This is a genomic window from Mesorhizobium sp. LSHC420B00 (assembly GCF_000503055.1).
Classification (GTDB): Bacteria; Pseudomonadota; Alphaproteobacteria; order Rhizobiales; family Rhizobiaceae; genus Mesorhizobium.
Window position 1 is genome coordinate 175,186 of record NZ_AYVY01000009.1, and the last position, 13,602, is coordinate 188,787.

At 61.3% G+C, this 13,602-nt stretch carries 9 protein-coding genes, 1 tRNA gene and 2 pseudogenes; 7 read left to right on the forward strand and 5 right to left on the reverse strand.

Features of this window, described 5'->3' with window-relative positions:
* The first annotated feature begins 192 nt into the window (after nt 1-192).
* A tRNA-Met gene (locus X760_RS54975) sits at nt 193-269 on the forward strand.
* Here X760_RS54975 and X760_RS74755 read toward each other — a convergent pair.
* A complete protein-coding gene (locus tag X760_RS74755) occupies nt 226-1,860 on the reverse strand; it encodes a recombinase family protein (RefSeq protein WP_348633222.1) in 1,635 nt (544 codons plus the stop codon). The genes X760_RS54975 and X760_RS74755 overlap by 44 nt on opposite strands.
* 347 nt (nt 1,861-2,207) lie before the next feature.
* Here X760_RS74755 and X760_RS54980 point away from each other — a divergent pair, with 347 nt between their 5' ends.
* Nucleotides 2,208-2,723: a hypothetical protein gene (locus X760_RS54980; protein ID WP_023719281.1), complete on the forward strand. Its 516-nt coding sequence runs from the start codon at nt 2,208-2,210 to the stop codon at nt 2,721-2,723.
* Nucleotides 2,724-3,122: 399 nt separating this feature from the next.
* Here the strand turns inward: X760_RS54980 and X760_RS76365 are convergent, their stop codons facing one another.
* Entirely contained in the window at nt 3,123-3,311 is a 189-nt protein-coding gene (locus tag X760_RS76365; protein WP_156948078.1) for a hypothetical protein, read from the reverse strand.
* 79 nt (nt 3,312-3,390) lie between these two features.
* Nucleotides 3,391-3,555 (reverse strand): hypothetical protein, encoded by a 165-nt coding sequence (locus X760_RS76370; protein ID WP_023719283.1) that lies wholly within the window; start codon nt 3,553-3,555, stop codon nt 3,391-3,393.
* A 1,256-nt stretch (nt 3,556-4,811) separates the two neighbouring features.
* Here X760_RS76370 and X760_RS54990 point away from each other — a divergent pair.
* The 3 genes from X760_RS54990 to X760_RS76375 all read left to right on the forward strand — a co-directional run bounded on the left by X760_RS54990 (nt 4,812) and on the right by X760_RS76375 (nt 9,444).
* Nucleotides 4,812-5,942, forward strand: coding sequence for a MexE family multidrug efflux RND transporter periplasmic adaptor subunit (locus X760_RS54990; RefSeq protein ID WP_023719286.1), 1,131 nt, complete (start codon nt 4,812-4,814; stop codon nt 5,940-5,942).
* A complete protein-coding gene (locus X760_RS54995) occupies nt 5,939-9,142 on the forward strand; it encodes a multidrug efflux RND transporter permease subunit (protein ID WP_023719287.1) in 3,204 nt (1,067 codons plus the stop codon). The genes X760_RS54990 and X760_RS54995 overlap by 4 nt, the downstream gene beginning before the upstream one ends.
* 143 nt (nt 9,143-9,285) lie before the next feature.
* Entirely contained in the window at nt 9,286-9,444 is a 159-nt protein-coding gene (locus X760_RS76375; protein WP_023719288.1) for a hypothetical protein, read from the forward strand.
* Nucleotides 9,445-9,489: 45 nt separating this feature from the next.
* Here the strand turns inward: X760_RS76375 and X760_RS77970 are convergent, their stop codons facing one another.
* Complete coding sequence (locus tag X760_RS77970) at nt 9,490-9,951, reverse strand: hypothetical protein (RefSeq protein WP_023719289.1); 462 nt, start codon at nt 9,949-9,951, stop codon at nt 9,490-9,492.
* 314 nt (nt 9,952-10,265) lie between these two features.
* On the opposite strand from X760_RS77970, the gene X760_RS73720 reads away from it, so the two are divergent.
* Nucleotides 10,266-10,733 carry a DUF995 domain-containing protein gene (locus X760_RS73720; protein WP_156948081.1) on the forward strand — a complete coding sequence of 156 codons (468 nt, stop codon included), beginning with the start codon at nt 10,266-10,268 and terminating at the stop codon, nt 10,731-10,733.
* 383 nt (nt 10,734-11,116) lie between these two features.
* Here the strand turns inward: X760_RS73720 and X760_RS74770 are convergent.
* Nucleotides 11,117-12,158 (reverse strand): annotated as a pseudogene (locus tag X760_RS74770) (IS3 family transposase); the annotation flags it as partial.
* 66 nt (nt 12,159-12,224) lie between these two features.
* On the opposite strand from X760_RS74770, the pseudogene nifA reads away from it, so the two are divergent.
* Nucleotides 12,225-13,576: pseudogene (gene nifA / locus X760_RS55020) on the forward strand (nif-specific transcriptional activator NifA); the annotation flags it as partial.
* Nucleotides 13,577-13,602: the final 26 nt, after the last annotated feature.

Genomic DNA, 13,602 nt, shown 5'->3' on the forward strand with positions numbered 1-13,602 from the left:
CTCGCCGAACTCAACCCCGGCCTGTGCGCCCAAATGTCTGCCCGGCAAAGCTTTAGGCGCCAGCAATATGCCGGCGCGGCAGCCACTTCGATGCTTGACAGGCTTGGCCTCGCAACCTTATATCCGCGCGACCTTGGCGAACGCGCCGATATGCCTGCCGATTTAAGCTGGATTTCGGGCCTTCGCCGCCCTGGCGGGGTAGCTCAGTTGGTTAGAGCACGGGAATCATAATCCTGGGGTCGGGGGTTCAAGTCCCTCTCCCGCTACCATCGCTCCCCCCCGAACGGAGACGCGGTGGCTCAGGCCCTGGTCGACCATGTTGGACAGATATCCATCGATCAGGATCGACGGCTGCTCACCCGCCTTTGGCGGGTAGACCGTCACTGTGGTCACGACGTCGCGGACGATCTTCTTGGCCTCTTCAGAGACGAAACCGTTGTCGCCGATCGCCGCGGCGAGCGCTTCGAGATCTCTGATATAGCGGGTGACCAGCGCCGGCTTCAGCGTAACGACCTTGGGCGGCTGCGGCGTCACCGCGAGCTCGCCCTCGAGGCGCTGGCGCTCAGCGCGCAGCTCGGGCAGGCGCTGCTCGGCCTCGGCTTCGGAGATCATACCTTTGACGTAGGCGTTCAGCACCCGGTCATATTCGCGCTTGGCAGCGTCAAGCCGTTGCGCTGCCTTTTCGCGCGAGGCGCCCTGCCCCGAATAGAGCTTTTGATGCTCATCATTGTAGGCGGCGACATAGTGGTCGATCAGCGCCTTGTCGTTCAGCCTGGCGCGCAAACCGTCCAGCACCGTCGCCTCGATATGATCGACGGCATAGGGCCGCGTGTTGGTGCACGAGCGCGATTCCTTGGCGCGCGTGCAGACGATGCGGGTCAGCCGTCCCATCTTGTCCTTCACCGACATGCCCGAGCCGCAGGCGCCACAGCGAAGCAGACCTGAAAGCAGCCGCGTGTTCTTGCGCTGCGGCGTCTCGCAACGATTGCGCGGCTTGCGGTTGTTGACCGCGGCGAACAGCTCGGCCGGCACGATGCGCAGATGCTCGGCGGCATGCTCCTGCCACTCGGACTTCGGATTGACGCGCGACTGGCGCCGGCCGCTATCCGGATCCTTGACCATGTGGACACGGTTCCAGACGATGCGGCTGTCATAGATGGCATTCTGCAGAATGCCGTAGCCTCGCTTTGGGTTGCCGTTGATAGTCCCACCCGACCAGTAGCGACCGCGCGGCGGGGCAATGTTGTCATCGTTCAACCCGCCGGCGATGTCGCGCGGCGTTCGGCCGGCCGCATACTCCTCGAAGATGCGCAGCACGATCGCCGCTTCTTCCGGCAAGATCGACAGTTCGCCAAGCTTTCCCGGCACCGGCGCATAGCCACAGGCCTTGCCGCCGGCGCTGCGGCCGTCGCGCACCACGCCGGCCATGCCGCGCCGCACCTTCTGCGCAAGATCCTGTAGATATAGCGCGCCGACCAGGCCGCGGATGCCGATCTGCACGATGTCTGCCCGGCCGTCATGCACGGCGCGGATTTCGATGCCGAGATGGGTGAGCCGCTTGTAGATGCCGGCGAGGTCTTCCTGGTCGCGCGACAGGCGGTCAAGCGCCTCGACGATGGGGACGTCGAACAGGCCGTCGCGCGCGGCGTCCATCATCGACAGCACGCCGTCGCGGCCCATGATCGAGGCGCCGGAGCGGGCGCGGTCGTGAAAGACGGTGGCGACGGTCAGCTGCTGCTTGGCGGCATAGTCCGAGCAGAGCGCTACCTGGTCCTCAATCGACCTGTCGGTCTGCAGGTCGCTTGAATAGCGGGCATAGAGTGCCGCTCGTTTCATGGGTGTTCTCCTGGCGGCGCTCATAAGCGTCGCGCGCCGCCTGACGCGCAAGGGCCTCGACGAGGCGCGCCAACGCCGCGGGCAGCGAGGAACCGCCGCCACAAGAGACGAGGAACCGCCGCCACAAGAGACGAGGCGGCCTTCGAGGTCGAGCGCGAGTTCACGTGCTTCATCGCCGAGACTGATAAGTACCGGTGCTGATGCCGCGACGGTTTTACAATCCCGCCGTAACCCGTTGATATCACACAAGCGACTTTCCGCCTGTTTTACAGGCAAGTCCTTGGAATCGGGTCGAAAGGGCTAGCTTCCCAAGCTGAACGCCTATCTGCCCTCAGTTTGAATTGGAAACTCGATTCTGCTATGAACCGGCAATGACCAAGACCTACTGGAAGACCATTGCAAAGCGCGCCTGGCGGGAAAGTCTCGCATCGGTCAGATGGAACAATTGGGAGCGCATTCTAGTTACTCTGGCTCCGCTTTTCGCTGTGTTTTTTGCCACTTGGTATTTCCTTGGCGATATGTCCGGAGCGCTAGTAAAGCTTGTGGCGGCCGTAGGTATGACAACGGTGCTGGCGGCGATTTTCTTTGTGTCGAAACTTCTTACTGTGCCCGCGAAACTGCAGGCCGAAGTTGAAGAGAGATTGAGCGCGACGACGAAGGCCGTTGATAAGGATGCTGCTCAAAAGGACCTAATCGCCAATCGCGTTGAAATCGTCCGGCAATTTGCCGGACTGTACGTCCTAAGCCACGACGGCATAACTTCTCGTATGATGGCAGGACTAGAGCTTCCTCCTGCCAAGTGGCTAAACACAGAATTGGCTAATGCAGGCCACAACTGGCGAGTTCGCAACATCTCCGGCTCCAATTTTGAGATGGTCGAAGATTGATTGCCGCTAACACTGGCCTCGGTCTTTGATAGACCATGGCCTGGGGGTTCTGGTTTCAACTTTTGTCCATTTTCGTGCGAATTCGGCCTGACGAACAATCGAAACTGTCGTTGATCAGAATGGCCTTTTCACTGGCCTGTCACGCCGGCATTCTAACCGCCCCGCTCTGACACAGCCTAGTGCGGGCTAAACGGACAACCTATCAATGAGGCGAACAATCACTTCGTCGTCTACTTTCTTCTTCCGGGCTCCTAACGGTAATGATTCAAAATGTGTCGCCGCCCGTCTGCGGCCCGCCGTTTCGCCCGAAATCAGGGAACGATATCGGCCCCCATGTATTAGAAATCAATGGACACTATGGAACCCCACGGCCACGGGATGGCGGCCGATATTTTGACGTCAGAAGTTGCCAACGCCAGGCAGCGCATTCACCGGACCGAGCTCGCGCATCAACGCACTGAAGAAATGCTGGCCGAGAATCTCGCGATGTGCAGAAGAATACAGGCCGCGCAACGGCGCGTGGTAGAGGCGAGATCGCGGCTGACGAAGATCGATCCCTGCAGCGCTGACAGAGTTCGCACGGGTCACGCAGCGGTCCCTCCGGGCTGACTGCCACGACAGGACTGCCTGATCATCTCGACTTGGACCGCAGACCAGAACGCGCTTTCTAGTTGCCTGACTTTTCTGCCGAGCGATAGGCGTTGACGAGCCGCTCGACACGTTCCCGCGTCACGGTCTTCCACTGGTCGGAAGGTTTGTCTTTGCCTTTTGCGGGCAGGTCTGCCGACTGAACCAGGTCCGGAGATTGAGCAGGTCGACTGAGCAGCATCATCGGACGATCTCGTCCCGGCCTTCCGGCCAGCCCTTTGCGAGCGTAAGGTCGGACATCGGAACGAAAGTCGGCTCCGCGAATTCTACTGCGAGATAATTGGAATCGTCGCCCATGAGGCTCGCGACCCTCCACCTTGAAACTGCGAGATACGGCGACGTATTTCGCGCAGCAAGGCTCGCGCAGCTGAGGCGGGAAATGGTGAGGCATATCCAGCGCACAGACGCCTCGGCTCAAAAAGTCGAGCAAGCGCTGGCTAGGTTGGCCGAAGCAAACGCACCCATGGACCGGCTCGCGCGGCATCAGTAGGGCCACGCTCATGTCCGCCTCCGCATCGGCACGATGTTGAGACGGCCGCGCACATAACTGATTTGCTCGAGACCTGATCGACATGGTTGGCACCGATCGTGCATCGCTGCTGCAAGAAGCCAGGATTCTGAAGGCGCATGGAGGTCTTACTTCCTGACCGAGTCCTGGCAGCCGAATGGTATTGGAACATTCGGGGGGGAAGCAGCAAAACGGGCTCTCGCTACCATAAACGTAATTTAGACCCGCCCCTTGGCGGGTTTTTCATTTCCGTCGCCGAGCTGGGTGCGCGCGGTTTCGCGGCTGACGCCGAGTGCAATTGCCACCGCAGCATCCTCCCGTTGACCAACCGGATGGACGCGCCGAGATGATGTCCTTCATTCCACGCTTCGCTGGTCGGAGAAAACCCGAACGGGCACGAGGCGTGCTATTCGCTGTGGCGGTGAGCTGACAACGTCGCTGTCGGCCACGGCGGAGCAGGTTTCCTCGGTGGATCTCGAACTGGTTCTTTGTGTCGATGTATCGTCTTCAACGAGCGAGACGGAACAACGGCTGCAGCGGGAGGGATATGTCAACGCACTGCTCGATGCCGAAGTGTTGCAGTCCATTAGAATCCGGCCGGCGTGGTAATGCCCATATCGGTCTCCTTCGACCAATATGAATCATAAGCCGTCCATCAAAGGAATCCTGAATCCCTTAATTCGCGACTGACTTTAGCCCGGTGGCGGGGCAGCCACAGGGTGGACATTTCAGCCCACATGGAAAATGATCATGTTGCCATGCACAACACTGCAGTGCTCTGATCTCGACGAGAAGCGTGAGCGTAGAAGCGGATCAACCGACCTCCGGTCCAGCGAGCGAGGACGCAAATGGACACCCCAGAGAATGGGCAATTGCATCGCGACGCGGGCGGGCGACCCCGTCGATCGGCCGGCTGGCTTGCCCGCGCCGCCATGTCGACGGCATTCCTGCTCGGCATGGCTTTCAGCAGCACTGCGTTTGCGCAGGACCAGCAGCTTCCCGTGGTGACGGCGGCCAAGCCGGTGGTCCGTGAAATCGTCGAGGACGACGAGTTCGTCGGGCGCTTCGAAGCCGTCGACCAGGTCGCCATCCGTTCGCGCGTCAGCGGCTATCTGGACAAGGTCAGCTTCCAGGACGGCGCACTGGTCAACAAGGGCGACCTGCTCTTCACCATCGACCAGCGTCCGTACCAGGCGGCTTATGATGCCGCCAAATCGCAAGTGGACGTCGCCAAGAGTCTGCTCGAATTCTCCAAGATGCAGCTGGATCGCGCCGACGAACTCGCCAAGACCGGCAATATCTCAACCGCGACGGTCGACGACCGCCGGCGGGAATACCTTTCGGCGCAGGCGCAGATGCAGGGCGCGACGGCTGCGCTGACGACGGCCAGCCTGAACATGGAATTCACCGAGATCAAGGCGCCCTTGTCCGGCCGCATCGACCGCCGGCTGGTGTCGGTCGGCAACCTCGTGCAGCCGGATTCCACCTTGCTGACGACCATCGTTACGCGCGATCCGATCGACTTCTATTTCGACGTCGATGAGCGCCTGTATTTCAGCTACGCCCGCGACGCGAAGGAGCGTGGCGGCAGCATGCAGGAAGGCGCCGGCGGGCTCGAGGTGGTGGTTCGCGTTGCCGACCGCGCGGAGGCGGTACTCAAAGGCAAGCTCGATTTTGCCGAGAACCGGATCGACAACGCGACCGGCACCATGCGGGTGCGTGCAAGTTTTCCCAACGCCGACGGCATTCTCCAGCCAGGCATGTTTGGGCGCATCAACGTGCCGGGGTCGCTGCCGCATAGCGGCGTGCTGGTGCCCGACAAGGCGATCGGCGCCGATCAGGATCGCCGCATCGTGTTCCTGGTGGATGAGGCCGGGATGGTGTCGGCCAAGCCTGTGCGCACCGGCCCGCTTCTCGACGGCTACCGGGTGATCCGCGCGGGCCTGACCGGCGACGAGACGATCATCGTCAACGGGCTGATGCACGCCAGGCCCGGCACCAAGGTGAAGGTCGAGATGGTGACGTTGCCGCCCAAGGCCGAGACCGCCGAGTTGCAGCAATGAGGTTCGCACATTTCTTCGTCGACCGTCCGATCTTCGCATCGGTCGTTTCGATCGTCCTGCTGATCCTCGGCGGGATTGCTTATACCCAGCTCCCGGTCGCGCAATATCCCGAGATCGCGCCGCCGACCATCGTCGTTCGCGCGCAGTATCCGGGCGCCGACGCCGAGACGGTCGCAGCGACGGTGGCAACGCCGATCGAGCAGGAGATCAACGGCGTCGAGGGCATGCTCTACATGTCGTCCTATTCATCGGGCGACGGGGCGATGGCGCTGACCATCACCTTCAAGCTGGGCACCGATCTCGACCAGGCGCAGGTGCTGGTGCAGAACCGCGTGTCGGTCGCCGAGCCGCGCCTGCCCGAAGAAGTCCGCCGCCTCGGCATCACCACCACCAAGACCTCGCCCGACCTGATGATGGTCGTGCACATGCTGTCGCCCGACAATACCTACGACCAGCTCTACGTCTCGAACTACGCCCGCTCGCGGGTGCGCGACATACTGCTCAGACTCGACGGCGTCGGCGACCTCATCATCTTCGGCGAACGCGAATATTCGCTGCGCATCTGGCTCGATCCGGAAAAACTGTCCGCCCTGGGGATGACCTCGGGCGATGTGGTGCAGGCGCTGCGCGACCAGAACGTCCAGGTGTCGGGTGGCTCGATCGGCGCGCCGCCGACCAGCACCGGCACGGCGTTCCAGTACACGGTCACCACGCAAGGCCGCTTCAACGACGCACGCGACTTCCGATACGTGATCGTCAAATCGACCGACGACGGCCGTCTGATCTCGCTGCAGGACGTGGCGCGCATCGAGCTCGGCGCCAAGGATTACGTCACCAACTCCTATCTCAACGGCAAACCGGCCGTGGCGCTCGCCATCTTCCAGCGGCCGAGCACCAATGCGCTCGCCGCAGCCGCGGAGATCCAGGACAAGATGAAGGAGCTTTCCCGCGACTTCCCGAAGGGGTTGAGCTACGACATCGTCTACAATCCGACCGAGTTCGTCGCCGAGTCGATCCAGGAGGTATACAAGACAATCCTCGAGGCGATGCTGCTGGTCATCATCGTCATCATCGTCTTCCTGCAATCGTGGCGCATGGCGATCGTGCCGATCGTGGCGATCCCCGTGTCGCTGATCGGCACGCTGGCGGTGCTTTACGCCGCCGGCTTCTCGCTCAATATGCTGACGCTGTTCGGCCTCGTTCTGGCGATTGGCATCGTCGTCGACGATGCGATCGTCGTGGTCGAGAACGTCGAGCGCAATATCGCCAGAGGGCTGGCGCCCAATCCGGCGTCGCACCTGACCATGGACGAAGTCGGAACGGCGGTCATCGCGATCTCGCTGGTGCTGATAGCCGTGTTCGTACCGACAGCCTTCATCCCCGGCATTTCTGGGCAGTTCTACCTGCAGTTTGCGATCACCATCGCGGTGTCGACGGCGATCTCGGCATTCAATTCGCTGACGCTTTCGCCGGCGCTGGCCGCACTGCTGTTCAAGCCGCATCACGCCGCGGCGGCGCCGCCGCGCTTTTTCTTGGCGCGGTTCGGACGGGCGCTCGCCGACGGCTTCAATCGCGGCTTCGACAGCGTCGCCCACTGGTATTCGAGCATCATCCGCGTGCTGGTCGGGTCGTGGATAACGATCGCCGCCATGCTGGCCGTTTTCGCGGCCCTCATCTTCGCCACGGTCTACATGGTGCAGGCGGTGCCGCGCGGTTTCATTCCGTCGCTCGACCAGGGCTATGCGATCGTCGTCGTCCAGTTGCCGGACGGCGCCTCGCTGTCGAGGACCGATGCGGTCATCCAGCAGGCGTCGCAGATCATCCAGAAAACGCCAGGCGTCGACTACGCAGTCGCCTTCGCCGGCTTCTCCGGCGCGACCTTCACCAACGCCAGCAACGCGGGCGTGATCTTCGCCAGGTTCAAGCCGTTTGACGAGCGACTGAAAGCCGGCCAGTCGGCGACCCAGGTCATCGGCAATCTGTTCGGCAGCCTGCAAAGCATCAAGGAAGCCTTCATTATCGCACTGCCGCCGCCGCCGATCCGCGGCGTCGGCAATGCCGGCGGCTTCAAGCTGCAGATCCAGGAGCGCAACAGCGCCGACATGCGGCAGATCCTGGCGCTTGCCAACGAAATCGCCGGCATGGCCACCAAGACGCCGGGGCTGACGGGCGTGTTCACCACGTTCTCCGCGTCGAGCCCGCAATTCTTCCTGGCGATCGATCGCGACAAGGCGCGCATCCTGAACGTGCCGATCCCCAACATCTTCGAGACGCTGTCGATCAATTTGGGCACCGCCTACGTCAACGACTTCAACGCTTTCGGGCGCGTCTACCAGGTGCGGGCGCAGGCCGACCAGGCGTTCCGCCTCGATCGCGCCGACATCTTGAAACTGAAGGTGCGCTCGGCGACCGGCGCGCTGGTTCCGCTCGGCACGTTGATCGAGATCCGCGACGTCACCGGCCCGGCGCTGGTCCAGCGCTACAACATGTACGTCTCGGTGCCGCTGCAGGGCAACGCCGCGCCCGGCGTTTCCACGGGCGACGCGCTGGCATTGATGGAAGGGATCACGGCAAAGACGCTGCCGGCCGGTACCTCCTATGAATGGACCGAGCTCGCCTATCAGGAGCGCAACACCGGCAATGCCGCTGTCTATATCTTCGGACTGTCGGTGCTGTTCGTGTTCCTGGCGCTGGCGGCGCAATATGAAAGCTGGGTGCTGCCGTTCGCCATTGTGCTGGTGGTGCCGCTCGGCGTGCTCGCGGCGTTGCTCGGCGTGTCTTTCCGAGGGCTGGACAACAACATCCTCGTGCAGATCGGCCTCATCGTGCTGATAGGGCTTGCCGCCAAGAACGCGATCCTGATCGTCGAATTCGCGCGCCAGGCGCAGGAACGCGGCCTGTCGGCCGCCGAGGCTGCCGTCGAAGCCTGCCGGCTCAGGCTGCGGCCGATCCTGATGACCGCTTTCTCGTTCATCCTCGGCGTCGTGCCGCTGATGATCGCAACGGGCCCGGGCGCAGAAATGCGCCAGTCGCTGGGCACCGCGGTGTTCTCCGGCATGCTCGGCGTCACCTTCGTCGGCCTGTTCCTGACGCCGGTGTTCTACGTCACGCTCAGGTCGCTGTTTTCACGGCGCAAGCCCCGTGCCGAGGCCGAGCCTTCGGGGCCGGCAGAGGCGCCATCGGAGACGGCCGCCGAGTAGGGTTACGAATTCGCCGCGTCGGGCGCGGCTTATCACTCCAGAAAATCGGCGGCGCGGTAACGGCCACGATCTGCGCGACAACCGCGACCTCCGGAGTCCTCGCTTGCGATGTCTGCTTTCAGGACGCGGCGAAGCTGATCTCTATGACCGAAATCAGGCGCGAAGCTGCCTTTCAACACCGGACCAAAGCGCTGGATTTTGATTCGTTTAAGATATCTGGCACGACCGAAGAGATTAGACTGCTGACCCCCGAATTTAATTCCCAGCAGACGGCTCTACTCAACCGCAGCAACGAAGCCTGAACTGGTAAATTATAGGGTCTGGGGAAAGGCGGTAGCGCTCTCCCGCTACCATCGCTCCCCCCGAACGGAGACGAGGTGGCCAAGGCCTTGGTCGACCATGTTTGACAGGTATCCATCAATCAGGATCGATGGCTGCTCGCCTGCCTTCGGCGGGTAGACTGTCACGGTCGACACGACGTCGCGGACGATCTTCTTGGCTTCTTCAGAGACGAAGCCATTCTCTCCGATCGCGGCGGCGAGCGCTTCCAGATCGCGGATGTAGCGGGCGACAAGCGCCGGCTTCAGCGTCACGACCTTCGGCGGCTGCGGCAGCACGGCGAGCTCGGCCTCGAGGTGCTGGCGCTCCTCGCGTAGCACTGGCAAGCGCTGCTCGGCTTCGGCTTCCGAAATCATGCCTTTGACATAGGCGTTCAGCACGCGGTCGTATTCGCGCCTGGCGGCGTCGAGCCGCTGGGCGGCCTTTTCGCGAGGCGCCCTGCCCCGAATAGAGCTTTTGATGCTCGTCATTGTAGGCGGCGACATAGTGGTCGATCAGCGCCTTGTCGTTCAACCTGGCGCGCAACCCGTCGATGACCGTCGCTTCGATATGATCGAGCGCATAGGGCCTGACATTGGTGCATGAGCGCGATTCCTTGGCGCGCGTGCACATGATGCGCGTCAGGCGACCCATCCTGTCCTTGACCGACATGCCCGACCCGCAGGCGCCGCAGCGCAGCGGGGTGTGCCAGCGCAAGTGCCTCACGTCGGCGATTTCCTGCCTCGATTCTCCTCTGAGGAAATGCTAAATTAGTCATTGCTTGGGCAAAGAGAGGGAGGTCTTTATGCGTGCATTTGCAATTTTTCTGTTAGGCGGCGCTTTGACTAGTTTTGTGTGTGCGTCCGCATGGGCCGGCAAGCTGCCGAAGGACGCGGTCGAATTAACCGCAGCCGAGGTCAAGGCGATATATTCAGGCAAGACCGGTATTTATGACGTCTCTAGCATTTACTATGCATCTGACGGCACAACCAAGGGAATCTTTGGCAAACCTAAGGTAACGGCAACTTTTAAGGGCACTTGGAGCGTAAGTGGTAATGAGATGTGCGCCAAGAATAAGCCAAAGGGTGATCCAAAAATCTACAGGGACTGCAACAAATTTTGGCGTTCTGGAAAAAGGATATATGACCTTTGGTCTGTCCACTATGATGGATCAAAGCCGGATCTAAAGAGCGGGTATGTTACCACTACCGTTAAGAAGCTTAAGGACGGAGATTTAGTGGCGAAAAAATACGCTGCTGCAGGCGGGGAGTGACAAAAGCGACAGGAACACGCAAGGAAAAAGCCCGCCACCGTGAGGCGGCGGGCTTAGCAGTTCCGTCTGGGTGCCGGTTCAGTGGCGCCCAGTGGGCCCTTCAAGGAACTCCATGAAGTTTTCCACCGCTCTGTCCGCTGGCGTTGACCGGGAGTTGCAAGCACTGAGAATGGCGGCGGCGATTTTCAGCATATCGGTGCGACTTCCAACAATCTTTGACACCACGGCATTTTCTGTGCCGCCGTCATAAGTCGAGCGCTGCAGGACATGCAGCGTCAGCCTGAGATTGTGGCCCATAAATTGGAGTGGGCCTGACGTTGCCCCCAGTTTCTATCCAGTTTTGAGTTCGTTTCCGGCGTGGGTTGTGCCCTGCTGGGCGGGNTGTAGTCGGCGTGCCACAGGGCGATGGCTACGCGTGCCTGAGCCAGCGAGGTAAACAGTGTCTCGTTGAGCAGTTCATCGCGCAGTCGGCCGTTGAAGCTCTCGATGAAGCCATTCTGCATCGGCTTGCCGGGCGCAATGTAATGCCATTCGACGCGGTTCTGATCCGCCCAGGCGAGGATGGCGTTCGAGGTGAACTCGCTGCCATTGTCGCTGACGATCATTCTCGGCCGGCCGCGCTCGGTGATGAGCCGGTCCAATTCGCGGGCAACCCGCATGCCCGAGAGAGATGTATCAACGATGAGTGCCAGGCACTCTCTCGTGCAGTCGTCGACGACGGCCAGGATGCGGAAGCGGCGCCCGTCGGTGAGCTGGTCCGATACGAAGTCGAGCGACCAGCGCTCGTCGGGCCTCAGNCGCCACGGCGACGAACGGCGAGCTTCTCCTCCCGATAAAGCCGGAACAGCTTCTTGTGGTTCACGATCAGGCCCTCCCGCCTCAGCATCACGAGAAGACGCCGGTAGCCGAACCGACGACGTTCCTGCGCGATTGCCTTCATCCGCTCGCGAACCTCGCGGTCGTCCGGCCTGCTGGTCTCGTAGCGAACCGTCATGCGGCAACAGCCGATGGCTTTATACGCCCGCCGTTCGCTCATCCCGAAGCCTTCCTTCAGGCGAGCGACAGCTTTCCGCTTGGCCGCGGGCGTCNACGCCCGCCGTTCGCTCATCCCGAAGCCTTCCTTCAGGCGAGCGACAGCTTTCCGCTTGGCCGCGGGCGTCACCATTTCTTTCCCACAAGATCCTTCAACGCGGCATTGTCGAGCATGGCGTCGGCCAGAAGCCGCTTTAGCCGCGTGTTCTCGTCCTCCAGCGCCTTCAGTCGCCGAGCCTCGGAGATATCCATCCCGCCGAAGCGGGCCTTCCAGTTGTAGATCGAGGCGTCGCTGACCCCGTGCTTGCGGCACAGATCGGCAACCGATACCCCGGCCTCGTGTTCCTTCAAAATTCCGATGATCTGCTCTTCAGAGAAGCGGCTGCGTTTCATGTCCTGGTCCTCTCGATGGGCCAGAACGAACTTCAAACCGGATTAGATCAGAGGGGCAAGGTCAGCACCATCCCAATTGCCTTTATCGGTATCCCGCTAAAGGCTGATCATAAGATACTTGGGACATTGTCGATCGACCGGGCCGGAGACGGCGCCACCGACTTTCGCAATGACGAGGACACATACTTCCTGACGATGGTCGCCAACCTTGTCGGCCGGATCATCCGTCTCCACGTATCCTGAGTACAGATCGTCAGGGGTCTGTCCATGAGCAATGGAGACCGGAGAAATCGCCCAACGAGGGGAGGATCTGCCACCCTGCCCGGCAGGCGGACGTCAAAATCGACGGGATCGTCGGGGAAAGCCCCGCACTCAAGCAGGTGCTCGAAACCGTCTCGGTCGTAGCAGGGACTAATTCCACCGTGCTTCTGCGGGGTGAAAGCGGCACCGGCAAGGAATTCTTTGCGCGGGCCATCCATAAGCTCTCACGTCGGAGAAAGAAGTCTTTCGTCAAATTGAACTGCGCCGCACTGTCTGAAAGCGTTCTGGAGTCAGAACTGTTTGGGCATGAAAAGGGCGCTTTCACGGGTGCTATCTCCCAGCGCGCCGGTCGTTTTGAATTGGCAAATGAGGGAACGCTGCTACTTGATGAAATCGGCGAGATTTCGCCGGCCTTTCAAGCCAAGCTGTTGCGTGTCTTGCAGGAAGGCGAGTTGGAGCGAGTCGGCGGCACCAAAACGCTACAGGTCGACGTCCGCCTCATATGCGCCACCAACAAGGACCTCGAGACGGCCGTCATAAAAGGGGAGTTCCGGGCCGACCTTTATTACCGCATCAATGTGGTGCCGATCATCCTGCCTCCGCTCAGAGAGCGACCCGGCGATATTCCACGCCTTGCGAACGCCTTCCTCGACCGATTCAACAAGGAGAACGATCGCGCACTCGCCTTCGCGCCGTCGGCGCTTGACCTGATCTCGCAATGCTACTTCCCTGGTAACGTCCGCGAACTGGAGAACTGCGTCCAAAGGACGGCCACACTTGCGCGTTCAAGGACGATCACTCCATCCGATTTCGCCTGTAAGAAGAGCCAGTGCCTTTCCTGGCTCCTCTGGAAGGGAGTCGACCGCTCGAATGGCGGCAATGCCATCGACGATCTCGCACGGGTCAACGCAGTGCCGGTCGGATTGCAGCTGCCGGCCAGTCGCATCGGTGCCTCGGCGGGCAAGGTATCTCCCCTTACGGCCGGCGATCCGAACGATCCCGCTTGTCCCCCGCGTCTGACGGAACGCGACCGGCTGATCGACGCGATGGACAAGGCCGGTTGGGTTCAGGCCAGGGCGGCTCGTATCCTCGGCCTCACGCCGCGGCAAGTCGGCTACGCCCTGCGCCGGCATGGTATCGAGGTGAAGAAATTCTAGGCATCCGCTGGTGAAACGTAAGCCCG

Excerpts from the sequence above, each read along its gene's own strand:
- X760_RS73720 (WP_156948081.1), top strand. The coding sequence starts at position 10,266 with ATGCGTGCATTTGCAATTTTTCTGTTAGGCGGCGCTTTGACTAGTTTT.
- X760_RS54990 (WP_023719286.1), top strand. The coding sequence starts at position 4,812 with ATGTCGACGGCATTCCTGCTCGGCATGGCTTTCAGCAGCACTGCGTTT.
- X760_RS77970 (WP_023719289.1), bottom strand. The coding sequence starts at position 9,951 with ATGACGAGCATCAAAAGCTCTATTCGGGGCAGGGCGCCTCGCGAAAAG.
- X760_RS54995 (WP_023719287.1), top strand. The coding sequence starts at position 5,939 with ATGAGGTTCGCACATTTCTTCGTCGACCGTCCGATCTTCGCATCGGTC.
- X760_RS54980 (WP_023719281.1), top strand. The coding sequence starts at position 2,208 with ATGACCAAGACCTACTGGAAGACCATTGCAAAGCGCGCCTGGCGGGAA.
- X760_RS76370 (WP_023719283.1), bottom strand. The coding sequence starts at position 3,555 with ATGATGCTGCTCAGTCGACCTGCTCAATCTCCGGACCTGGTTCAGTCG.
- X760_RS74755 (WP_348633222.1), bottom strand. The coding sequence starts at position 1,860 with ATGAGCGCCGCCAGGAGAACACCCATGAAACGAGCGGCACTCTATGCC.
- X760_RS76375 (WP_023719288.1), top strand. The coding sequence starts at position 9,286 with ATGACCGAAATCAGGCGCGAAGCTGCCTTTCAACACCGGACCAAAGCG.